This window comes from Xanthomonas sp. WCS2018Noco2-27 (assembly GCF_031843525.1).
GTDB lineage: Bacteria > Pseudomonadota > Gammaproteobacteria > Xanthomonadales > Xanthomonadaceae > Xanthomonas.
Genome location: NZ_JAVTIK010000013.1, coordinates 19,762 through 40,742 on the forward strand (window position 1 = coordinate 19,762; position 20,981 = coordinate 40,742).

20 protein-coding genes are annotated in these 20,981 nt (G+C 63.2%); 7 read left to right on the forward strand and 13 right to left on the reverse strand.

Going from position 1 to position 20,981, the window contains the following annotated elements; all coding sequences use genetic code 11:
• The first annotated feature begins 177 nt into the window (after window positions 1-177).
• A complete protein-coding gene (locus RQH86_RS17985) occupies window positions 178-879 on the forward strand; it encodes a 2OG-Fe(II) oxygenase (protein ID WP_055852961.1) in 702 nt (233 codons plus the stop codon).
• 262 nt (window positions 880-1,141) lie between these two features.
• Here RQH86_RS17985 and RQH86_RS17990 read toward each other — a convergent pair whose 3' ends face one another.
• Entirely contained in the window at window positions 1,142-2,236 is a 1,095-nt protein-coding gene (locus RQH86_RS17990; RefSeq protein ID WP_311238172.1) for a PA0069 family radical SAM protein, read from the reverse strand.
• A gap of 139 nt (window positions 2,237-2,375) precedes the next feature.
• On the opposite strand from RQH86_RS17990, the gene cls reads away from it, so the two are divergent.
• The 3 genes from cls (at window position 2,376) to RQH86_RS18005 (ending at window position 4,956) form a co-directional block, all read left to right on the forward strand.
• Entirely contained in the window at window positions 2,376-3,836 is a 1,461-nt protein-coding gene (gene cls / locus RQH86_RS17995) for a cardiolipin synthase (protein WP_311238173.1), read from the forward strand.
• Between the two features lie 71 nt (window positions 3,837-3,907).
• Entirely contained in the window at window positions 3,908-4,177 is a 270-nt protein-coding gene (locus tag RQH86_RS18000; RefSeq protein WP_055852586.1) for a hypothetical protein, read from the forward strand.
• 11 nt (window positions 4,178-4,188) lie between these two features.
• Window positions 4,189-4,956 (forward strand): pyridoxine 5'-phosphate synthase, encoded by a 768-nt coding sequence (locus RQH86_RS18005; RefSeq protein ID WP_311238174.1) that lies wholly within the window; start codon window positions 4,189-4,191, stop codon window positions 4,954-4,956.
• Between the two features lie 581 nt (window positions 4,957-5,537).
• On the opposite strand, the gene RQH86_RS18010 is transcribed toward RQH86_RS18005, so the two are convergent.
• The 7 genes from RQH86_RS18010 to RQH86_RS18040 all read right to left on the reverse strand — a co-directional run bounded on the left by RQH86_RS18010 (window position 5,538) and on the right by RQH86_RS18040 (window position 11,625).
• Complete coding sequence (locus RQH86_RS18010; RefSeq protein ID WP_311238175.1) at window positions 5,538-5,945, reverse strand: biopolymer transporter ExbD; 408 nt, start codon at window positions 5,943-5,945, stop codon at window positions 5,538-5,540.
• An 831-nt stretch (window positions 5,946-6,776) separates the two neighbouring features.
• Window positions 6,777-7,190, reverse strand: coding sequence for a biopolymer transporter ExbD (locus RQH86_RS18015; protein ID WP_055852577.1), 414 nt, complete (start codon window positions 7,188-7,190; stop codon window positions 6,777-6,779).
• Between the two features lie 3 nt (window positions 7,191-7,193).
• On the reverse strand, window positions 7,194-7,616 hold the full coding sequence (locus RQH86_RS18020) for a biopolymer transporter ExbD (protein ID WP_005912447.1): 423 nt from the start codon (window positions 7,614-7,616) through the stop codon (window positions 7,194-7,196).
• Window positions 7,617-7,662: 46 nt separating this feature from the next.
• Window positions 7,663-8,424, reverse strand: coding sequence for a TonB-system energizer ExbB (gene exbB, locus RQH86_RS18025; RefSeq protein ID WP_005912445.1), 762 nt, complete (start codon window positions 8,422-8,424; stop codon window positions 7,663-7,665).
• 85 nt (window positions 8,425-8,509) lie between these two features.
• Window positions 8,510-9,067, reverse strand: coding sequence for an energy transducer TonB (locus tag RQH86_RS18030; RefSeq protein ID WP_029218135.1), 558 nt, complete (start codon window positions 9,065-9,067; stop codon window positions 8,510-8,512).
• Between the two features lie 267 nt (window positions 9,068-9,334).
• Entirely contained in the window at window positions 9,335-10,531 is a 1,197-nt protein-coding gene (locus RQH86_RS18035) for a tetratricopeptide repeat protein (protein WP_055852575.1), read from the reverse strand.
• A 287-nt stretch (window positions 10,532-10,818) separates the two neighbouring features.
• The gene (locus RQH86_RS18040; RefSeq protein WP_055852573.1) at window positions 10,819-11,625 is read right to left on the reverse strand and encodes a M48 family metallopeptidase; all 807 of its coding nucleotides are present in this window, start codon (window positions 11,623-11,625) and stop codon (window positions 10,819-10,821) included.
• Here RQH86_RS18040 and RQH86_RS18045 point away from each other — a divergent pair.
• Entirely contained in the window at window positions 11,521-11,802 is a 282-nt protein-coding gene (locus tag RQH86_RS18045; RefSeq protein ID WP_311238182.1) for a hypothetical protein, read from the forward strand. The genes RQH86_RS18040 and RQH86_RS18045 overlap by 105 nt on opposite strands.
• Window positions 11,803-11,826: 24 nt before the next feature.
• Here RQH86_RS18045 and RQH86_RS18050 read toward each other — a convergent pair whose 3' ends face one another.
• The 5 genes from RQH86_RS18050 to dnaA form a co-directional block, all read right to left on the reverse strand.
• Complete coding sequence (locus tag RQH86_RS18050) at window positions 11,827-12,663, reverse strand: CPBP family intramembrane glutamic endopeptidase (protein WP_311260623.1); 837 nt, start codon at window positions 12,661-12,663, stop codon at window positions 11,827-11,829.
• Window positions 12,664-12,730: 67 nt separating this feature from the next.
• On the reverse strand, window positions 12,731-15,175 hold the full coding sequence (gyrB, locus tag RQH86_RS18055) for a DNA topoisomerase (ATP-hydrolyzing) subunit B (RefSeq protein WP_115552383.1): 2,445 nt from the start codon (window positions 15,173-15,175) through the stop codon (window positions 12,731-12,733).
• Between the two features lie 114 nt (window positions 15,176-15,289).
• A complete protein-coding gene (gene recF / locus RQH86_RS18060) occupies window positions 15,290-16,396 on the reverse strand; it encodes a DNA replication/repair protein RecF (RefSeq protein ID WP_311240096.1) in 1,107 nt (368 codons plus the stop codon).
• A gap of 1,017 nt (window positions 16,397-17,413) precedes the next feature.
• Window positions 17,414-18,514 carry a DNA polymerase III subunit beta gene (gene dnaN, locus RQH86_RS18065; protein ID WP_055852563.1) on the reverse strand — a complete coding sequence of 367 codons (1,101 nt, stop codon included), beginning with the start codon at window positions 18,512-18,514 and terminating at the stop codon, window positions 17,414-17,416.
• A gap of 276 nt (window positions 18,515-18,790) precedes the next feature.
• Window positions 18,791-20,119, reverse strand: coding sequence for a chromosomal replication initiator protein DnaA (gene dnaA, locus RQH86_RS18070; RefSeq protein WP_311240095.1), 1,329 nt, complete (start codon window positions 20,117-20,119; stop codon window positions 18,791-18,793).
• A gap of 242 nt (window positions 20,120-20,361) precedes the next feature.
• Here dnaA and rpmH point away from each other — a divergent pair, with 242 nt between their 5' ends.
• Both rpmH and rnpA read left to right on the forward strand, forming a co-directional pair.
• Window positions 20,362-20,502 (forward strand): 50S ribosomal protein L34, encoded by a 141-nt coding sequence (gene rpmH / locus RQH86_RS18075; RefSeq protein ID WP_002805908.1) that lies wholly within the window; start codon window positions 20,362-20,364, stop codon window positions 20,500-20,502.
• Between the two features lie 38 nt (window positions 20,503-20,540).
• Entirely contained in the window at window positions 20,541-20,978 is a 438-nt protein-coding gene (gene rnpA, locus RQH86_RS18080; RefSeq protein WP_055852557.1) for a ribonuclease P protein component, read from the forward strand.
• Window positions 20,979-20,981: the final 3 nt, after the last annotated feature.

A 20,981-nucleotide genomic window follows, 5' to 3' on the forward strand; every position in this document is an offset into this window, starting at 1 on the left:
GCGATGCCGCCGACATAACAAAGCGACGGCGATCAGTGATGGGCGACATTCCGCCAACCCAGCACGGTGATCGAAGGCGCGCGGACTTCTGAGCGTCAATGCAGGAGGCTCGACGCATTGGAAATCCTTCGATCACGCTGCTTACCGCAGCGCGTTTACATTGCTATGGTCGTGCGCATGAGCCAACCCGACTTTATCCAGATCACCGACAACGCCGTTGCGGCCGCCGATTGCGCCGCGATCGTGCAGCGCATGCGCGACAGTCAGCAGCTGCATCCGGGCCGCATCGGTGGCGGCGTGTTTCCCGAACTCAAACACAGCCGCGATCTACGCATCAGCGGTGTGGCCGAGTGGGCCGAAGTGGAAAGCCGCCTGCAACAGGCGGTGTTCGACGGTGTGCTGACCTATCTGCGCCAGTATCCGCAGGCGCTGATTTCGCCGTTGATGCTGCAGGTCACCACCGCCGACGGCACACCGCATCGGCTGGTGGCAGAGGACATCGCGCAGATGAGCGACCAGGCGCTGGGCGATCTGGCGCGCACCTGCCTGCGTCCGGGCGCGATCAATCTGCAGTGGTACACCGCCGACCAGGGCGGCTACCCGTATTGGCATTGCGAGCTGTATCCACGCGATGCCAGCGCCGACACGTTGCATCGGCACCTGCTGTGGACGCTGTACCTCAACGAAGACTTCGAACAAGGCGAAACCGAATTCCTGTTCCAGCAACGCAAGGCCCGCCCGCGCACCGGCAGCCTGTTGATCGCCCCGACTGCCTTCACCCACACCCACCGCGGCAACCGCCCGGTCGGCGGCGACAAATTCATCGCCACCAGCTGGATCCTGTTCCAATCGGCGCAGGCGCTTTACGGCGGGGAATAGGGAATCGGGAGTGGGGAATCGCAACGGCAACGGCGGCGCGTCGTTGCTGTTGCCTGGCGGCTTTCATTCCTATGGCTGATCGCTACTGCCAGAACAGCCGTCTGGAATGACACGCGCTGCCGTAAGTGACGGCAATACGTTCGACGCGATCAGCCAGACCGCCGCAGACATTGCCCTTGTTGCATGGCAGCCAAGCGGAACTGATCGGTAGAAGCGCCACTGCCGTTGCGAATCCCAAATCCCAACTCCCCAATCCCGGCAGCTAAAACAACTGCCCCTGCGGCGAGTCGGGCACCGGCTTGGCCGGCGGAGCAGGGCGGCGGAAGGCGCTGCAGTCCAGTGCCGGCATCGCGCGCGTCTCGAATCCTGCGCGGCGATGCGCGAGCGCAAAGCGGCGCGCCAGCAGGTCGGCATACACGCCTTGCCCACGGAAGCGGGTGCCGAAGCTGCTGTCGTAGTCCTTGCCGCCGCGTAGCTGCTGGATGGTGCTCATCACATGCGCGGCGCGCTGCGGGTGATGGGTCTGCAGCCAGTCGCGGAACAAGGGCGCCACTTCGTGCGGCAGCCGCAGCAGCACATAGCCGGCACTGCTCGCACCCGCGTCGGCAGCGGCCTGCAGAATCGCTTCCAGCTCATGGTCGTTGATCCACGGAATCACCGGCGCGGCCATCACGCCCACCGGCACGCCGGCCTCGTGCAAGGTGCGCATCGCGCGCAGACGCGCATGCGGTGCGGAGGCGCGCGGCTCCAACTTGGCCGACACCTGCGGGTCCAACGTGGTCACCGAAAAATACACGTTGACCAAATTCTCGCGCGCCAACGGTGCAAGCAGATCCAGATCGCGCGTCACCAACGCATTTTTGGTGATCAGCGTGAACGGATGCCGCGTTTCCCACAGTACTTCGATCAATTGCCGCGTCAGTGCGCGCTTGCGCTCGATCGGCTGATACGCATCGGTATTGATGCCCAGCGCGATCGGGCTGGGCACATAGCTTGGCCGCGCCAACTCACGCCGCAGCAGGTCCGGTGCGTTGGTCTTGGCGAACAGCTTGGTCTCGAAATCCAGCCCGGGCGACAGATTGAGATACGCGTGCGAGGGCCGCGCAAAGCAGTAACTGCAGCCGTGCTCGCAGCCGCGATATGGGTTGACCGATTGCGAGAAGCCGATGTCCGGCGACTGGTTGCGGCTGATGATGCTGCGCGCGGTTTCCTCGGTGACCTGCGTGCGCAGCACGCCCGCAGCGAACTCCTCGCTGTTGTCCACGTGCCAGCCATCGTCCACCGCCTGCTCGGTGGTGACCTCGAACCGTCCGGGCAGATAACCGGTCGCACCCCGGCCCTTGATTGCGCTTGCCATCGGCGCATCGTACGACCGGCAGGTCTCATACGCCGCGACCAGGCGTTCGACACAATGAAGCTTTCAGGCCGGTGTCGATGCACCACGGCATTGGCGCCACGGTCATCGCAGCAAGGCGCACGCGCCGTAGAATCCGCGCATGCTCGCACTTGCTCAGGGCGCGTGGGATTGGCTGGCCAACATTCCCCATCTCGAAGCGCTCCTTCTCGCCGCCTACGTGCTCTACCTGCTGTGGATCGCCAGCTGGATCGTGCTGCAGAAGCGCGAGCCGGTGGCCACGCTGAGTTGGGTGCTGTCGTTGGCCGCGCTGCCGTACCTGGGCCTGCTGATCTATTACTGGCTCGGTCCGCAAAAAGTGAAGCGCCAGCGGCTGCGGCGCGGGCGCTCGCGTTCGGGCATGGAAAGCTACAGCAGCGTCTGCCCGCCGGATGCCGATTGCACCGAGCTGGCCAAGATCGCCCAGTCCACCACCGGGCTGGCGCCGAGCAGCGCCACCGAAGTGCATTGGCTGGTGGATGGCGCGGCGACGTATGCGGCCATCATCGAAGCGATCCGCAGCGCTCGCGACCACATCCATCTGGAGTACTACATCTTCCAGCCCGACCACAGCGGCACCGCGATCTGCGATGCGCTGATGGAACGCGCCCGCGCCGGGGTGAAGGTGCGCTTGTTGATGGACGCGATCGGCTCCTCGGCGATGACCCGGCGCGCCCTGCGCACGCTGCGCGATGCGGGCGTGGAAACCGCCTGGTTCCATCCATCGCAGTTCCTCAAGCCCTTCAAGCGGCCGTGGCTGAACCTGCGTACCCACCGCAAGCTGCTGGTGGTCGACGGCCGTATCGGCTTCACCGGTGGCATCAACGTCACCGACGAAGAGAACGAGCAGGTGCGCAGCGATGCGTACCGCGACCTGCATGTGCGCCTGCAAGGCCACGTGGTGCGCAGCCTGCAGCTGGTCTTCCTGGAAGACTGGCTGTATGCCACCCGGCAGGAGCGCGCCGCCTTCCACGGCCAGCAGCTCTGGCCTGAAGACGTGCCCATGCGGGCGCAGGGCACGGTGGATGCACAGGTGCTGGTGTCCGGCCCGGATTCCTCGTGGGAAGCCATCCACCGGCTGATGGTCGCCGCCATCCACGAGGCCAAGCACCGGGTCTGGCTGGTCACGCCGTATTTCGTTCCCGGCGAGGCCGCGCGCATGGCGCTGACCTCGGCCGCGCTGGGCGGCCTGGACGTGCGCCTGCTGGTGCCGCGCGTCAGCGACTCGCGCCTGGTCACCTATGCCGCGCGCTCGTATTTCGACGAACTGCTCGAAGCTGGCGTGCGCATCTACGAGTACGGCCCGCGCATGCTGCACACCAAGGCGCTGCTGGCCGACGACGAGGTCTGCATTGTCGGCAGCGCCAATTTCGACAGCCGCAGCTTCCGGCTGAATTTCGAGCTGTCGATGCTGTTCCGCGACCAGGCGGTGTCCGCCGAGCTGGCCGGGATGATCGACACCGACATGCAACAGGCGCAGGAAGTGCGCTTTGTGCATCGCCGTCCGCTCTGGCGCTCGCGCCTGCCCGAAGCCTTCGCACGGCTGCTGTCGCCGTTGCTCTGAGCGTCACCGGTCCCACGTGGAACCAGAGCGAGCGCGGCGCTACACTGCCGCCACTCATTGGGGAGCTCGTCATGCACTGGCTGTTTCTGCTTATGGCACTGGGTGCGCTGGTGCTGGCTTTCAGCACGCCGCACGTGTGGTTGCTGGTGGTGTCGCTATTGGTGGCGTTGCTGCTGCTGTTGTTGTGGACCCGCGGCTGGTTCGCCGCGCGCATGGACGATACCCAGCGCGACACCAGCAGCATGATCGACCCGGCCGAACTGCGCCGGCTGCGCGAGCTGGCCGAGGCCCGCAAGGCCGCAGCGCTGGCAGCATCCCGCGACGGCGAGCCGCAAGCGTAGAGAACGATGTCGTGACCACCCAGCTCAGCGTCAACGTCAACAAGATCGCGGTGGTGCGCAACTCCCGCGGTGGGCACGACCCGGACGTGGTACAGGCGGCCCGCACCTGCATCGCCGCTGGCGCGCACGGCATTACCGTGCATCCGCGTCCGGATCAGCGGCATATCCGCGCCGACGATGTGCTGGCACTGAGCGCGCTCACGCGCGAGCACGGCGTCGAATTCAATATCGAAGGCAACCCGTTTGCACCGCCGCGCGCAGGCTATCCCGGGCTGCTGGAGCTATGCGGTGGCACACGCCCGGAGCAGGTCACCCTGGTACCCGACAGCGATGGGCAGCTGACCTCCGACCACGGTTTCGATTTTGCGCAGGACACCGCGCAGCTTGGCGAACTGATCGCTGCGTTCAAGGCGCTCGGCAGCCGCGTCAGCCTGTTTGTGGATGCCGGCAATCCACATCTTGACCAGGCTGCCGCACTGGGTGCGGACCGTATCGAGTTGTACACCGGTCCGTACGCGCACGCGCATGCCAGCGGGCAGCCGCAGACCGAATTGGCCCTGTTTGCCGACGCCGCGCGACGTGCCACCGCCGCAGGCTTGGGAATCAATGCGGGGCATGATCTGTCGCAAGCCAACCTTGGCGATTTTCTCGCCGCCGTGCCCGGCGTGCTGGAAGTGTCGATCGGCCATGCGCTCATCAGCGAGGCCTTGTATGCAGGCCTGGATGCGACCGTGCGGGCATATGTGCAGCTGCTGCGCGGCGTCGGCACGCAGGCGTAGGCCACTGCGCGCGGTTTTCGTAGCGGTATTTTCCTATTCGGTGTTTGGTTTGCCAACGTTGCGCGGCGCACTGGCTGGTGGCGGTAGGCGATGCACATTGCAGCGACGCCTGCGTGCACCTTCCAAAAACTGCCAACAGAACGTGGTGAGCAGTCGGCAGATGGGTTTACGCGGCGTACTCAGAACTGGAATGCAGTGTGGTACATGCCGCACCAAGCACAAGCCGCGCCAGCTGGTTCGCTGCGCAAGCGGTGTGTCTGCAGCTCTAGTCTGTTAACCGCTCTAGGTCTGCCAAATGCTCACGCAACACCATCCTGCCGGTTGGCCGCAGACAGCCAGTGCAGGGTGGAACGCCGGCTGGCGCCACGACGGGCGATGGACACCCCGCTACTGCTGCTGAGCATCAACCCACACAGCGTGTGACCGCCGGCCCATCACGCTGCCAATGATGCGCCACGGCAAGCCAGTGAGATAGGCGAGCGGCGCTGCACTGCCTCCACATTCATCACGATGCGGCTCACGCAGCGCATCGAGAGAGCCTGCTGGTCGCCTGCACCGCACGGCGCAGGCACCTCTGCGCTCTATTGCACGAAAGCGATGCGCTCTACCTGTGCATTCTTGGCTGCTGCCAGCACCTTGGCCAGAACCGCATATTCGGCCTCCTGGTTGGCAGCGATACGTAGCTCTGGCTGATTGCCGGCCGTCTCGCGCATCTGTTCGACCAAACGCGGCTGCAGATCCTGCAAGCTCACCGGGCTGGCATTCCAGAACACCTGGCCGTCGGCATCAAGCCGCAAGGCGATCGGTGCAGGCGGCTCCAGCGGCACGCGCGGCTGGCGGGTGGCCTGCGGCAGATCCAGCGTCATCGTGCGCGTCACCATCGGCGCGGTGACGATAAAGATGATCAACAACACCAACATGACATCCACCAGCGGCGTGACATTGATCTCCGCCAGTGGTCCCCGAGTCCCTGCTGTACTGAAAGCCATGACTGCCTCCGGTGCTGTGATCGTGGGTGCTGCATGGCCGAGCATACACCTGGTAAGCCGTCATGGAATACGCATCGAGATAGGTCTCAGCACTAACGGCCTTGAGCGTGGGAGCGGGGTGTTTCTGCGAAGAACCACGTGTCCAAGCGGATGCACAGCCGATGGCATAAACGTGTGGGTTCGTGGTCCGGCCGCATGCAATGTGTTGTTGCTAACTAGCTTCCAGCTGATCGCCTAAACGTGTTGATCCGTGATGTCTGCACATCCGAGGCTGCTCTCTAGCTGGCTTTCATTGGGCTCTGCGTAACGCCAGACGTCTGTACACGCATGCACCATCCTGCCCGCATGATGGGTAACCGCCACCAACTCAACCAGCGGTGCGGATTAAGCAAAGGGAATCTCGAAGCGAGAAAGTCGCCTTCAGTTGCATTAGATGTGTACCCATCCGACGTTGCTCTCTAACTGGCTTTTAGTTGTCTCTGCGTAACGCCAGACGTCTGTACACGCATGCACAGTCTTGCCCGCATGATGGGTAATCGCCACCACCTCAACGAGCGTTGCGGATGAAGCAAAGGGGATCTCGAAGCGAGAAACTCGCTTCGGTTCGCACGTATCTGCGACGAATAATCCACTGCATCAAACCGCTGCTGCAGACTCTCGGTATCTCGCACTGCAAGGCGAAGTGTCCATCTGTTGTTCGCACGCGATCGCGTCGGTGAGATCGCAGATTCGCAGGCACCAGCCCATAGGAGCAGGCACAAAAAAACGCCACCGTTTCCGGTGGCGTTGCAGTCGCGTCATGACTGTTGTGTTGCGGTATTACGGATGCGTTTACTGCTGCATGAAACCGATTTTCTTCATCTGCGAGTTCTTCGCAGCGGCCAGCACCTTCGCCATCACCTCGTACTCCGCATCCTGATTTGCATCGATGCGCAGTTCCGGCTGATTGGTCGGATCGGCCTGGACCACTTCTTCCATCTTCTGCTGCAACTGATCAACCGGCGTCGGGCTGTTGTTCCAGAACACCTGGTTGCTGGCGTCGATACGCAACTCGATCGGCGGCGGCGGCTCAGTCGTCTGCGGTGGCGGGTTCAGCACCCGCTGCGGCAGATCCACGGCGATCGGATACGTCATGATCGGCGCGGTCACAATGAAGATGATCAGCAGCACCAGCATCACGTCCACGAGGGGCGTGACGTTGATGTCGGCCATCGGCCCACGGCCTCCACCAGTACTAAATGCCATGGCTTACTGCCCCTTCACTTTGGTTGCAACAAAACCGACGTCCAACATGCCCTGACCCTGCGCGATCTTGGTGATCTCGTTGATCGTACGCATTTTGGTCGTGCGGTCGCCGCGCAGGTTGAGCGGCGGCTGCGGGGTCTGCTGTGCTGCGGTGGACAGGCGCGATTCCAGGGCTTCCTTGGAGATCGGCTCGTCGTTCCAGTACAGCGACCCATCTTCCTTGACGGCCAGAGTGATCGGCGCGGCGCGTTTCTCCGCATCTTCCTTCTGGATCAAGTTGGCCTCTGGCAGCTCCACCTTGACCTTGTGGGACATCAGCGGTGCCGTAATGATGAAGATGATCAGCAGCACCAGCATGACGTCCACCAGGGGCGTCACATTGATGTCGGCCATCGGGCCACCGCTGTTTCCACTACTGAAGGCCATAACGGGCTCCGTCTAAATCGTTGCGAAGGCGTTCTTTACTACCGGATTAGCGAACGCGCGAACCGGTGGCGAAGAAGTCGTGCAGGTCATGGGCAAAGGTGTCGAACTTGGCGATCACCGAGCTGTTGACCTTGGAGAAGAAGTTGAACGCGAACACGGCCGGGATGGCGACGAACAGACCGATCGCGGTCATGATCAGCGCTTCACCCACCGGGCCGGCAACGGCGTCGATGGAGGCCGAACCGGTTGCACCGATCTTGATCAGCGCACCGTAGATGCCCCACACGGTACCGAGCAGACCGACGAACGGCGCGGTCGCACCGACGGTGGCCAGCAGGGTCATGCCCGACTGCAGCTTGGTGCTTTCGCGGGTCACGGCCTGACGCAGGGCGCGGTCGACAAACTCCGAACGGCTCAGGCTCTCGCCCAGACCACCGGTGCTGCCTTCGGCACGCTGGTGGTGAGCAGCAGCCTGGGCTGCGTCCAGCGCGATCTTCGAGAACGGCTCGGAAGCCGGCTGTTCTTCCATGGCGCGAATCGCGTCCTGCGCATTCGGGGCATCCCAGAACGCGGTGGTGACGCGGTCAGCCGCGCTCTTCAGGCGGGTGGCGCGGAAGATGTTGATGACAGTCCAGTACCAGGAGGCGGCGGACATGGCGATCAGGGTGATCAACACGACCCAAGACACGGCAAAGTCGCCCGGGCTCGAGGTCATTTCGGTGATCAGGTGCTCGAAGCCCATCTGCGAAAGTGCGGCCGACGGATTGGAGCCCCCTGCAGCGGCGGCGATAAAGAATTCCTGCAGCATGACGCTTACCTTTGTTGTGTGTGGTGATGAAGGGTGGAGCGAAAGGAAGACAGGATCCTGGGCCGGCCGTGGCCGGCCCGTGGGATCAGTTCAGAGCAAAGTTGACCGGGACGCGGACACGTCCGGCGGCTTTCTGCCCGTTGACAGTGGAGGCGTTGAACTTCCACTTGCGTGCTGCGTCCATCGCGGCACGGTCAAGGTCGCGGTTGCGGCTGGACTTTTCGACCGACACATTGGTCACGTTGCCGCTCGCATCCACATCCACGATCAGGATGACCTCACCTTGGACGCCGGCACGGAACGCTGCTGGCGGGTACTTCGGCGGGTTCATGTTCTTGGACGAGATATCGACACTGGCGCCGATGTCACTCGGCGGTTGCGGCGGAGACGGTGGGCTCGGCGGCGTGACGATATCGCTGGGACGCGGTTCGGGAACATCGACAACCGGTGCTTCCGGCGGCGGCGGAACCGGTGACGGCTTCGGCGGCGACAGATTCTTGACCGGCGGTGGCGGCTTGTCTTCCGGCGGCGGCGGCGGCGGCGGCGGCGGGGGAGGAGGCGGTGCATCCACCAGGGTAACCATGGTGGTGCGCTCCTTCTCTGCCGGAGCCTTCGGCGCCACTGCAGGAATCAGCAACATCATCAGTGCAGTGAGGTGCAGGGCAATTACAAAAGCAATACCGATAATGCGGGCCCAGCTCAGACCCTGGTTCCCGGCATCATAGTCATGCCTGTGGATAACGAGTTGTTCCGTCATGCGCCAATGGCTCTTTCAGTGGGGGCCCGGATCACTGTGATGATCCCCAGGTTTTCGGACGGCTTTGACACCGCAGGAACTCCCAAGCTTATACCAATCCCGAGTCCTGTAACCACTAAAAACACAGGGATTTCGGGGGTTTATTTTCTTTTTTTACTTCAGGTTGATGATCTTCTTGGCGTCTTCGGGTTTTTTAACGCCCTTGGCGATCGCCTGCTGTGCGGCCTGCTTGGCCTCCGGGATGCGACCTTCCGAATGCAGCACCTTGGCCAGATTCAGATAGGTCTCGCCGTCCTTGGAAAGCGGTGCGGCTTTCTGCCAGTTCTCGATCGCCTTCGGCACGTCTTCGCCGTAGTAATAGGACTGAGCCAGCGCAAGGTATGTCTGATAATCGGGCTTGAGGATGCCTTTTTGCATACCTTCATTGATCACCGCGATGACATCCTTTTCCTTGTTCTCGGTGTTGGCGTAGATGGAATACAACTGCTTGTATTCCTTTTCTTCGGTCAACTGACCGGCTGCGCGCAGCTTGTCCATGACGCCGGCGGCCTTGTCCATCTGATCGGCCTGCATGTACATGCTGGCCAGATTGAGCTGGGCTTTCTTGTCGTTGGGCGTCTTGGCAGCCAGCGCCTCGGCGGCAGCCACGGCTTCACCGGTCTGACCGGCTTCGGCGTAGGACGCCATCAGGAGCTGGTTCCAGGTGTCCTTCGGCTCGGGCGAGGCGGCGATGGCCTGCTTCAGCACCGGAATCGCTTCCTTGTAGCGCTCGGCCTGGTATAGCGCCTGCCCCTTGAGGATCAGGTCTTCTGGACGCTGCGACTTGCTCTCGTCCAGATACTTGTCCAGCGTGGCCAGACCTTCGGCCTGCTGGTCGTCCTGCATCTGCAACTGCGCCAGCATCAGCATCGACTGGAACTGGCCGTTGTTGTCCAGCGCATTCAGGCCAATGGCCTGCTGCAGGTACTTCTTGGCGCCAGCGGTATCGTCCAGGTTGTAGGCGGCCTGCGCAGCGAGCTGGGCGGCGAGCGCCTTGTCGGCTTCGTTGGCAGCGCTGTTGGCCAGGATTTCATCGGCCTGGCTGCGCACGCCCGGGTAGTCCTCGCCCTTGTTGAAGGTTTCGATCAGCTTCTGCAGCTTGCTGCTCAACTTGGACGACGGCTTGATCGTCGGGGCCTGACGGGTCGACTGCGGGTACAGCTCTTCGGCCTTGCCGTTGCCCTTGGACTTACGCGCGGCGCGCTCGGAAGAGCGGTCCGACTGCGCGACCGCATCGGTGACGACAGCCCCGCCCAGGGACGCTGCGATGAACAGGGACAACAGGGCTTGCTTGCGGTTGAGCAGTTTCATGTTTCACCTCGGACGAGCCGCCGTTGGGCGGTACGAAAAGCGGAATGGAAGCTGTACGAAAAATCTGAGCCGGCAAACTTAGCAGAAAGTCTCAGTTCCCGAAAACGGTTTCCATGTTGTGGTGCGTCAATCGGGACAGGAGACAGTTGCTTAGGGCGGCTAACGGTAAGGCATCGGAAGTGAGCGTGCGGTGGGCACTGCACGCCGATGCGAGGAGCCGATACAGCGCCAACCTTGGCGATCTTGAATGCCCGATAGCATCGATTGCAGCGTCACCGCAGTAGGACCTAGCCGCATCGTGGGGCGCGTCCGGCCTGCCGTGCCTGCTGGTACACCGGTTCGAGCTGGTTGACGTCGGCCTGCAGCTCGCGGATGCGGTTGGTCGGGTCGGGGTGGGTAGACAGCCATTGCGGCTGACGGTTGCCGCTGGCAGCCATCATGTTCTGCCACAGCGTGACCGCCTGAGCCGGGTCGAAGCCGGCCTGCGCCATCAAGCGCTGACCGACCACGTCGGCTTCGCTCTCCTGGGTCCGCGACCCGGGCAGCAGGAACACGGTCTGCGCGGTCATGCCGCCGACCTGATTCACCGCGCTGGCCGCGCCGTCGCCGTAGGCCGCACCAGCGAGTGCGCCAATGATGCCCAGGCCGGTCTGTGTGCCGAGCTGACGGGTGATGCGCTCCTCGTGGTGGCGCGAGATCACATGCCCGATTTCGTGTCCCAGCACGGCGGCCAGTTGGTCCTGGGTCTTGGCAACGGTGAAGATGCCGGTGTTGACCCCGACCTTGCCGCCGGGCAGGGCGAACGCATTGGCCTCGTCGTCGACGAACAGCGCCGTCTCCCACTTGGTGTCGCGCCACTGCGGCGGCAACTGCGCCACCAGTGCATTGACCACGCACTGGACGTAAGCATTCTGCTTGCCGTCGGTGCTGACTTTTTCCTTGGCCTTGGTCTGCGCGAACGACTGCGCGCCCAGCTGGTCGAGCTGTTCTTGCGACACGCCACCCACCACCTGTCGGCGGCCGGTTGGCGACGTAGTGGTGGCACATGCCGTCAACGCGAGGACGGCAACAACGATCAACAACCTGGCTTTCATTCGATCCCCCTGAATCATGCGGGCCATTTTGGCAGGCTCGTCTTAACTTTTCGTCAAACGGCCTGGATCGGCCAGCAAAACGTGGCCAACGGCCATCAGATAAACGCCAATGGCGCGCTCGGCATCGCGATGTACGGGGGGACGGACGGATCGCAGGTACTGACCGCAACGGTCTGACACCGGCCGAGGCGCAGCGCTGGCTTACCCGATTCCGAAAAAGTACAGGGCAGCCAGAGCGGTGGCGTTGTTGATGCCGTGCGCGGCGATGGGCGCCCACAGCGTGCCGGTGCGCCAATACAGCCAGGCAAATGCCGCGCCCATGCCGCCGTAGATCAGCCAGAGCTGAGCGATGGCGGCCGGGCCATTGCCGCTGATGCCGGGGACTTCATGCACCAGCGCAAACAGTGCGCCGCTCAAGACGATGCCAAGCCAGGGGCGGCCGGCAGCCAGCAGGCGGCCAAACAGGACGCGACGGAACAGGAGCTCTTCGTAGGCTGGAGCGATGACCACCGCAAACAGCGCCAGGGCCAGCGGCCACTGCTGGATGGCTTCTTCCATCAGCGGCAAGTTGGTGGGTACGGGTTTGATGCCCAGTGCCGAGGCGGCCACGCTAACCAGATTGCTGAGCACAAAGACCGCGGCGGCGATCAGGGCGGTCCAGCCCCAGGTGGAGGTCCGTCGCGCAGCCGCCCGCGAGGCCGCCTGTTCGACGGACGTGGCGCGGCGACGCCAGTAGTACAGCAGCACCGCTGGGGTGGCGGTGCTGACCAGGGCGGTGAGCAATTGCACCATCACCCCGGGTTGGCCGATGGCGGCCATGACGTCGGCAGAGGAGGGCGTCAGGCCCTGCGCCTTGGCGGCCTGCGCATAGCCGATGCCACGTATCGCACCCCAGATCGCAAAGCCGGCCACGCTCAGGCTGAGCAACAGGCCGACGGCGATCAACACGTCGATCGCGAAACCGAGCAGCACGGGCGGCAGCGGGGAGCGGCCGGCCGCCGGGGGCGGTGCCGGTAGGGTGGAAGGGTCTGTGCTCATCGTCGTCCTGCGGACACCGGGTCGCCGGCACAACGCTGCTGCGTTGTGCCGGCGCGACGCGGGCGGCTCAGATATCCAGGTTGGACACCTTCAGCGCGTTGTCCTCGATGAAGTCGCGACGCGGTTCCACCACATCGCCCATCAAGGTGCTGAAGATCTGGTCGGCGGCCACGGCGTCCTCGATGCGGACCTGCAACAGCCGGCGCGTGTCCGGGTTGACCGTGGTTTCCCACAGCTGCTCGGCGTTCATTTCGCCCAGGCCCTTGAAGCGCTGCACCTGACGGCCGCGCTTGGCCTCTTCCAGCAGCCAGGCATGTGCCTGCGCAAAACTGGTGATCGGATGGGTCTTGTTGCCACGCACGATCTGCGCGCCTTCCCGGATCAGGTCGTTCAATGCCAGCGACACTTCGCGCAGCGGACGCAGCTCGCCGCTTTCGAACGCGCCCATCGGCAGCACCTGGGTGAATTCCTCGCCCATGTGCCGGCGGATGGCGACCAGGGTTGCGGCGGTGTTTTCCGTGGCCGGATCGAAGCGCAACTGGTAACGCGCGGTGCCCAGGGTGCCGCGGTTGAGCACCGCCTGCAGTGCATCCAGGGTGGGATGCACATCGCCTTCGGCTTGCAGCTGCACCACATCCAGCGGCGGCAGGTCGATCAGCGCGGTCAGCAGGGCCGGGTCGTAACGATGCGCGTTGCGGGCGATCGCCTCGTTGGCGCCGGTGTACAGCAGCAGCAGCTTCTCCAGCGCTTCGCCAGTGATCGGCGGCTCGTCGGTAGCAGGAATCAGCGCTGCGCCTTCGACCGCATTGCTGGCCAGGTAGGCATTGAGCGCCGCGTCGTCCTTCAGATACAGCTCGCTCTTGCCCTGCTTGAGCTTGTACAGCGGCGGCAGGCCGATGTAGATGTAGCCGCGCTCGATCAGCTCCGGCATCTGCCGGTAAAAGAACGTGAGCAGCAGGGTGCGGATGTGCGAGCCGTCCACGTCGGCGTCGGTCATCAGGATGATGCGGTGATAGCGCAGCTTGTCCGGGTTGTACTCGTCGCGGCCGATGCCGGTGCCGAGCGCGGTGATCAGCGTGCCGACCTGGTCGGAGGCCAGCATGCGGTCGAAGCGCGCACGCTCGACGTTGAGGATCTTGCCGCGCAGTGGCAGCACCGCCTGATTCTTGCGGTTACGGCCTTGCTTGGCCGAGCCACCTGCCGAGTCACCCTCGACGATAAACAGTTCCGACAGCGCCGGATCCTTTTCCTGGCAGTCGGCCAGCTTGCCCGGCAGGCCGGCGATGTCCAGCGCGCCCTTGCGGCGGGTCAGATCGCGCGCCTTGCGGGCGGCTTCGCGCGCACGCGCGGCATCGACGATCTTGCCGGTGATGGCCTTGGCTTCGTTCGGATTCTCCTGCAGAAACTCCTGCAGGCGCGCACCGAAGGCATTTTCCACCGCCGGGCGCACGTCCGAGCTGACCAGCTTTTCCTTGGTCTGCGAGGAGAAGCTGGGGTCGGGCACCTTCACCGACAGCACCGCGATCATGCCTTCGCGCATGTCGTCGCCGGTCAGCGCGACCTTGGCCTGCTTGGCGATGCCGTTCTGCTCGATGTAGTTGCTGAGCACGCGTGTCAGCGCGGCGCGGAAGCCGGCCAAGTGGGTGCCGCCATCCTTCTGCGGGATGTTGTTGGTGAAGCAGTACATGGTTTCCTGGTAGGCGTCGGTCCATTGCAGGGCCACGTCCACCACGATGCCGTTGTGCTCGCCGGTTACCGAGATCACGTTGGGGTGCAGCGGCGACTTCAGCTGCGCCAGATGCTCCACGAAGCTGCGGATGCCGCCTTCGTAATGGAAATCATCGCGACGGCCTTCGCCGCGCTCGTCGATCAGCGCGATCTTGACGCCGGAATTGAGGAACGACAGTTCGCGCAGGCGGCGCGCCAGGATGTCGTAGTGAAACTCGACGTCGCTGAAGATCGCCACGGCCGGCTTGAAGCGCAACGTGGTGCCGCGCTTGGTCGAGGCTTCCAGTTGCTTGAGCGGGTACTGCGGCTCGCCCAGCGCGTATTCCTGCTGGTAGTGAAACCCGTCGCGCCAGATGTCCAGCCACAGGTGCTCGGACAGCGCGTTGACCACCGACACGCCCACGCCATGCAGGCCGCCGGAGACTTTGTAGCTGTTGTCGTCGAACTTGCCGCCGGCGTGCAGCACGGTGAGGATCACCTCGGCCGCCGAGACGCCTTCTTCCTTGTGGATGTCGACCGGCACACCGCGGCCGTTGTCCGACACCGCCACCGAGCCATCCACCAGGATTTTCACCACGATGTCGTCGGCGTGGCCAGCCAGGGCTTCGTCGACGGAATTGTCGACCACTTCGAACACCATGTGGTGCAGGCCGGTGCCGTCATGGACATCGCCGATGTACATGCCGGGGCGCTTGCGGACGGCTTCCAGGCCACGCAGCACGGTGATCTTGCTGGAGTCGTAGGTGCCGTTGGGAGTAGGCGAGGTGTTCTGTTCGTCGGTCATGCGTGTGCCGTTAGCTCCACAACACGGAACGGAAACGGCAGGAGCCGCATCGCACCGTGGGAAAAGGGGGATAGCCCGTCAATTATACCAGTCGGCCCGCTCTGGCCGTCGGGCTTAGTCAGCCGCGACTTGAGGCGCGATCGTGCCGTGTTCCACGTGGAACCGGTGCAGAAGTTCGCCGGCATCGGCTAGGCCGGGCGGTGTCTCCGTCGCCGTGATCAGCACTTGTGCTGGTGCAGCGGCCAGACGCTGCAAGACGCTGGCCTGGTGGTGCCGATCAAGCTCCGAGCCGAGGTCATCCAGCGCAATCACGGGCCACTCTCCGCGTTCGTGGGCGAAATCCTCAGCTTGCGCAAGCAGACAGGCCAGCGCGGTCAGCTTCGCCTGGCCACGCGATAGCGCGTCCTTGCCGGGAAGGGCGTCGAAACGGGGTGCCCAGTCGGCGCGATGCGGGCCTTGCGAGGTGTAGCCATTCTGGCGGTCGCGTTCGCGCGCCAGCAGCAATGCATCCGCAAGCGAGACCTCATGGCGCTTCCAGCCTGGTGAAAACTCCAGTGCGGAAAGCCCCAACGACGGCGCAATCGCGGTGGCGACCGGAATCAGGCGCTCCTGCAGGCGCTCGAGGTAGCGCAACCGTCTGGAGGTCAAGGTTTCTCCTGATTCGGCAAGCTCGTGGTCCCAGGCATCCAGCATGCGCGGCTGCGCCCCCTGTTTGAGCAGGGCATTGCGCTGTTTGAGCGCTCGCGCATAGCGCCGCCAGAGCGCGAGGAAGTCAGGTTCCACGTGGAACAAACCCCAATCCAGGAACCGGCGACGCGGCTCACCGCCACCGCTGATCAAGACGTGGCTTCCCGGCTCAAATGTGACCACAGCCAACGCGGCGCACAGCGAACCAAGCTGCGCGACATCTTCGCCATCCAGCCGCCCCGTCCATTCCTGCCCGCTGTGCCGAAGCCCGGCACGTCGTGTGCGCTCTGCACCCTCACCCATGGGTTCGCGCCATTCGACGAACACTTCCAGATCGCTGGCACCTTGCTGGATGAGTCCATCGCGCACCCGCCCACGAAAGCTGCGCCCATAGGCCATCAAGTGCAGTGCCTCGAGCACGCTGGTCTTGCCTGCACCGTTGTCACCAGTCAGCAGGTTCAGGGAACTGGCGGGGTAGAGGTCGACTGTCTCGAAGCGACGAAGCCGATGTATGGACAACCGCACTACGTGCATCGATCAGTCTGCTCCGGGCTGTGATCCGGGTCCCCGGCCGGTCCGCAGCATACGTGATTGGTCCACCACCCGCGCGGTGGCACCGAGGACGCGCGACAGGACTTCCTGGGGATAAGTTGGGGACAAAATCAGCGTTTGGATGGGCGGTTGGTCTTATCCACAGGTTGCAGGGGCGAAGATGGAGGTTAAAACACAGGGTTTCGCGCCTATAAAAACCAGTTAAAACAATAGCTTGACCTACTTTCAGGCGAAATCTGGCCCTACCATCACCACCAAGCTCTTAAGTTATTTCTATTTTTTAAAGCAAAGCTTGATGTGCATAAGTCGAAAACTGCTGTTTCGAAACAGCATGATGAGAGTTGCTACGTGGACCTCGGTACGCGCCAGTGCTTCCCGCTGAACGAGTTTATTTTCCATGTGCGAATTCACGAAAGAAACGTCAGGTCAGAAATTAGACGGTCTCGCGGGTAGATGAGATTCCTACTGGCTGGCGCTGCTAGTCCTGTTGCCGACCTCACGCAGCCGAGACCTCCAAATTACTTTTTGCAATGCATCTGCATTGCATCGCTCGCAACCGGCTCCCAATCGGAGCAATGACCCATGGTGCTAGTAGCAAGGCAGTAAACATCCACAGCGCGTCCTCGCACGACCCGCGACGCAAGGACCTGCCAAACGCAGGTGCGCTCCTCGCTGATGGCGGTCAATGCTCTTGAGCTGCCCATCGGCATGCACCTTACGCGGCGTGGCGGCCCTGAGCCGATTCAAACAGCGAGGCCAGCTTTGGATCCACGAGACGGTCGGGGATGCGGGGATCTTTGCCACTGACGCGTTGGCAAGAGCTCTGCATCCATCCCCGATGGGTGGGCCTCTAACCGCCAACCTCTGACCAGAACACTGACACACGCTGTCCCATACTCCAGCGAAGCCTCATTGCGCCTTGGATGCTCGCTTGCGAGCACGAGACACAAAAAAAGCCCGACTCTCGCCGGGCTTTCGTGTTCCACGTGGAACGCAACGTCAGAGACGCAACGGCATGACCACATGGCGGGACTTCTCGCTGCTTGCCTCGCGAACCAATGCAGACGAATTTGCGTCGCGCAGCTGGATCACCACATGCTCGTCGCGCAGTGCCGACAACGCATCCAGCAGGTAGTTCACGTTGAAGCCGATCGCCAAGTCGTCCACCTTGGTGTCTGCCTCGATCTCTTCCTGCGCCTCTTCCTGCTCGGGGTTGTGCGCGCTGATCTTCAGCTGGCCCGGAGACACCTCGACGCGAACGCCGCGGTACTTCTCGTTGGACAGGATCGCAGCGCGCTGCAGCGACGCACGCAGCGCCTCGCGGTCGACCTTGACCTCACGGTCGGCGCCAATCGGAATCACTGCTTCGTAATCCGGAAAACGACCATCGATCAGCTTGGAGGTGAAGGTCACATCGCCACGCTTGACGCGGATATGACTACGACCGACTTCCAGCTCGACCTCACGGTCGGCCGCTTCCAGCAGGCGCAGCAGCTCGGTCACGCCCTTCCGCGGCACGATGATCTGGCGCTTGGCGCCGCCGGACTTCTCCAGCTCGGTTTCGCACAACGCCAAACGATGTCCGTCGGTGGCCACGCAGCGCAGCAGGCCATCGCGCAGGTCGAACAGCAACCCGTTGAGGTAATACCGCACGTCCTGCTGGGCCATTGCGAACGCCGTGCGCTCGATCAGCTCCTTCAACGCTGCTTCCGGCACGGCAACGCGTTCGGTCGCTTCAACTTCGTCCACAGACGGAAAGTCGTTGGCTGGCAGCGTCGCCAGCGTAAAGCGGCTGCGCCCCGCCTGCACGGTGACCTTGTCGCCGGTCTGCGAGATGGTGACGCGGCTGCCGTCGGGCAGGGCGCGCAGGATGTCGAACAACTTGCGCGCCGGGATCGTGGTTTCACCATCCTGCGCGTCTTCCACCATCGTGCGCGAGATCATTTCCACTTCCAGGTCCGTGCCCGTCAAGGACACCTGGCCGTCCTTCACCTGCACCAGCAGGTTTGCCAGGACTGGCAGGGTTTGACGGCGTTCGACCACATTGACCACCTGGGCCAACGGTTTGAGGAAGGCTTCGCGCTGCAGTGTAAAACGCATGTGGTTCCGTGCCCCTATGCTTTAAAAAATAATGGATAAATCAAAAGCTTGGTGGTGATGGTAGGGCCGTTTTCAGCGGATAACCACCATAACTCTCTGTTTCCAAAAGAATTTCAGCACCTGAAAGCCGTTGGACTAGTGCCCCTGGTCTGCTAGGAAAACCTGTGGATAGTTTTCCGCCCGGATTGCAGGGCAACGTTATCCACAGATTCTCCCGCATTTGACCCCAACTCATCCACGCTTTTTTCCCGGCATGCCGAGAAGGGCGTCAACGACTCACTCGCTGAGCTTGCGAATCAGCTTTTCCCAGTCCTCGCGCAGCTTGCCGTCGGCCTCCATCAGCGTGCGGATCTGCCGGCAGGCATGCAGCACGGTGGTGTGGTCACGCCCGGCAAACGCGTCGCCGATCTCGGGTAGGCTGTGCTCGGTCAGTTCCTTGGCCAACGCCATCGCGACCTGGCGTGGGCGTGCCAGCGAACGGGTGCGCCGCTTGGAGAGCAGGTCCTTCATCTGCAGCCCGTAGTAGTCCGCTACGGTCTTCTGGATGTTGGGGATGCCGATCGCCTGCTGCTGGGCCCGCAACAGGTCGCGCAGCGTCTCCTGGGCGAACTCCACGGTGATCGCACGGCCGGTGAAGTTGGCGCGCGCCACCAGCGTGTTGAGCGCGCCTTCCAGATCGCGCACGTTCGAGCGCATCTTCTTGGCGATCAAAAACGCCACATCGTCGGGAATGTCGGCACCGCGCTCGCGCGCCTTGGCCAGCACGATCGCCGCGCGGGTTTCGAAATCCGGCGGATCGATCGCCACCGACAGGCCCCAGGCCAGACGCGACTTGAGCCTCGGCTCCAGGCCCTCGACTTCGCGCGGGTAGCGATCGCAGGTCAGGATGATCTGTTGGCGGCCGTCGAACAGCGCGTTGAAGGTGTGGAAGAACTCTTCCTGCGTGCGGTCTTTACCGGCAAAAAACTGGATGTCATCGATCAACAGCGCATCGATCTGCTGGAACTGGCGCTTGAACTGGTCCATCGCCTTGTCCTGCAGCGCCCGGATCATCGCGCTGAAGAACTGCTCCGAGCGCAGATACATCACCTTGGCGGCCGGATTGGCCTGCCGCAGCGCATTGCCGGCCGCGAACATCAGGTGGGTCTTGCCCAGCCCGGTGCTTCCGTACAGCAGCAGCGGGTTATGCGCACGATCGCCTGGCTTCTGCGCCGCCTGGATGGCAGCCGCCAGACCGAGCTGGTTGCTACGGCCTTCGACGAAATTGGCGAAGGTGTAGTGCGAATCCAGGTTGCCGGCAAACGGCACGATCGGTGCAGCGACCGGCACGCTGGGCGTGGCCATCGGCGCCGGCAACGGATCGGGCGCACGGGGGCGTGAGCCCACTGCCAGCGCCACCTCGCCATTGCCGGCGAAATACGCCAGCAATTCGCGGATGCGCGGTAGGTAGCGTTCACGGACCTGGTCGACGATGAAGGCGTTCGGCGCGTACAGCACAATGCTGTCGCCGCGGTCTTCGGCCTGCAGGGGTTTCAACCAGGTGTGGACATCTTCGGGCGGGAATTCAGCTTCAAGACGTTCCAGACAGCGGGGCCAAGCATCCATCAAAGTGTGATCATCTGTTGCTGGCTGCGGCGCGCAGCAAGGCGCCGTGCACGCAGCCCGGAAGTGAAAAGAGGATGGGCCAGACTAGCACCGCAGGCAGGCTTTTCCCAGAGTTATTCACAGGTCCATCCACAGGGCGTGCGCAGGCTCACGGATGGTAAAGCAACAGGGGAGTTGACCCGGCCCGGGGCGGTCCTATAGAATTTCCGGTTCTATTCGTCTCCATCCATGCAGAGGGCCCCATGGCCACCAAGCGTACTTTCCAACCCAGCAACCTCAAGCGAGCACGCGACCATGGCTTCCGCGCACGTATGGCAACCGCCGACGGCCGCAAGATCCTGGCTCGCCGCCGCGCCAAGGGCCGCAAGCGCCTGAGCGCTTGATTGCCGCGCCGCTCTCCGCGGCCGAGGCAAGTCCTACCGTGAACGCATCGAACCCGTGCAGGCGATTTCCTCGCTCTGCGCGGGTTCGTACGCGTGCGCAATATACGGTCGTCTTCGATACCGCGCGTCGCACCTCGGATCCGCTGCTCAGCCTGCATTGGCGCACCGGCGATACGCCGCCGCGCCTGGGCATGGCGGTGTCGCGCAAGGTGGACACGCGTGCGGTCGGACGCAATCGCATCAAGCGCGTCCTGCGCGATGCCATGCGGCATCTGCTGCCCGAGCTAGCCGGTGGCGATTACGTCATTGTGGCCCGCTCCGCAGCCGCCAAAGCGACCAATCCACAGATTCGCGACGCCTTCGTGCGTCTGCTGCGCCGTGCCGGCGCATTGCCCCCACCTGCTGCGCCCGGCACAATGCCGCCCGCCAGGACGATGCACCCATCCTCCCTTTCCCCGACAGAGCCGGAACTGTAGTTC

Excerpts from the sequence above, each read along its gene's own strand:
- RQH86_RS18010 (WP_311238175.1), bottom strand. The coding sequence starts at position 5,945 with ATGGCTTTCAGTACAGCAGGGACTCGGGGACCACTGGCGGAGATCAAT.
- RQH86_RS18015 (WP_055852577.1), bottom strand. The coding sequence starts at position 7,190 with ATGGCATTTAGTACTGGTGGAGGCCGTGGGCCGATGGCCGACATCAAC.
- gyrB (WP_115552383.1), bottom strand. The coding sequence starts at position 15,175 with ATGACCGACGAACAGAACACCTCGCCTACTCCCAACGGCACCTACGAC.
- rpmH (WP_002805908.1), top strand. The coding sequence starts at position 20,362 with ATGGCCACCAAGCGTACTTTCCAACCCAGCAACCTCAAGCGAGCACGC.
- RQH86_RS17990 (WP_311238172.1), bottom strand. The coding sequence starts at position 2,236 with ATGGCAAGCGCAATCAAGGGCCGGGGTGCGACCGGTTATCTGCCCGGA.
- RQH86_RS18030 (WP_029218135.1), bottom strand. The coding sequence starts at position 9,067 with ATGATGTTGCTGATTCCTGCAGTGGCGCCGAAGGCTCCGGCAGAGAAG.
- dnaA (WP_311240095.1), bottom strand. The coding sequence starts at position 20,119 with ATGGATGCTTGGCCCCGCTGTCTGGAACGTCTTGAAGCTGAATTCCCG.
- cls (WP_311238173.1), top strand. The coding sequence starts at position 2,376 with ATGCTCGCACTTGCTCAGGGCGCGTGGGATTGGCTGGCCAACATTCCC.
- RQH86_RS18050 (WP_311260623.1), bottom strand. The coding sequence starts at position 12,663 with ATGAGCACAGACCCTTCCACCCTACCGGCACCGCCCCCGGCGGCCGGC.
- exbB (WP_005912445.1), bottom strand. The coding sequence starts at position 8,424 with ATGCTGCAGGAATTCTTTATCGCCGCCGCTGCAGGGGGCTCCAATCCG.
- RQH86_RS18020 (WP_005912447.1), bottom strand. The coding sequence starts at position 7,616 with ATGGCCTTCAGTAGTGGAAACAGCGGTGGCCCGATGGCCGACATCAAT.
- RQH86_RS18000 (WP_055852586.1), top strand. The coding sequence starts at position 3,908 with ATGCACTGGCTGTTTCTGCTTATGGCACTGGGTGCGCTGGTGCTGGCT.
- recF (WP_311240096.1), bottom strand. The coding sequence starts at position 16,396 with ATGCACGTAGTGCGGTTGTCCATACATCGGCTTCGTCGCTTCGAGACA.
- RQH86_RS17985 (WP_055852961.1), top strand. The coding sequence starts at position 178 with ATGAGCCAACCCGACTTTATCCAGATCACCGACAACGCCGTTGCGGCC.
- RQH86_RS18040 (WP_055852573.1), bottom strand. The coding sequence starts at position 11,625 with ATGAAAGCCAGGTTGTTGATCGTTGTTGCCGTCCTCGCGTTGACGGCA.
- RQH86_RS18035 (WP_055852575.1), bottom strand. The coding sequence starts at position 10,531 with ATGAAACTGCTCAACCGCAAGCAAGCCCTGTTGTCCCTGTTCATCGCA.
- dnaN (WP_055852563.1), bottom strand. The coding sequence starts at position 18,514 with ATGCGTTTTACACTGCAGCGCGAAGCCTTCCTCAAACCGTTGGCCCAG.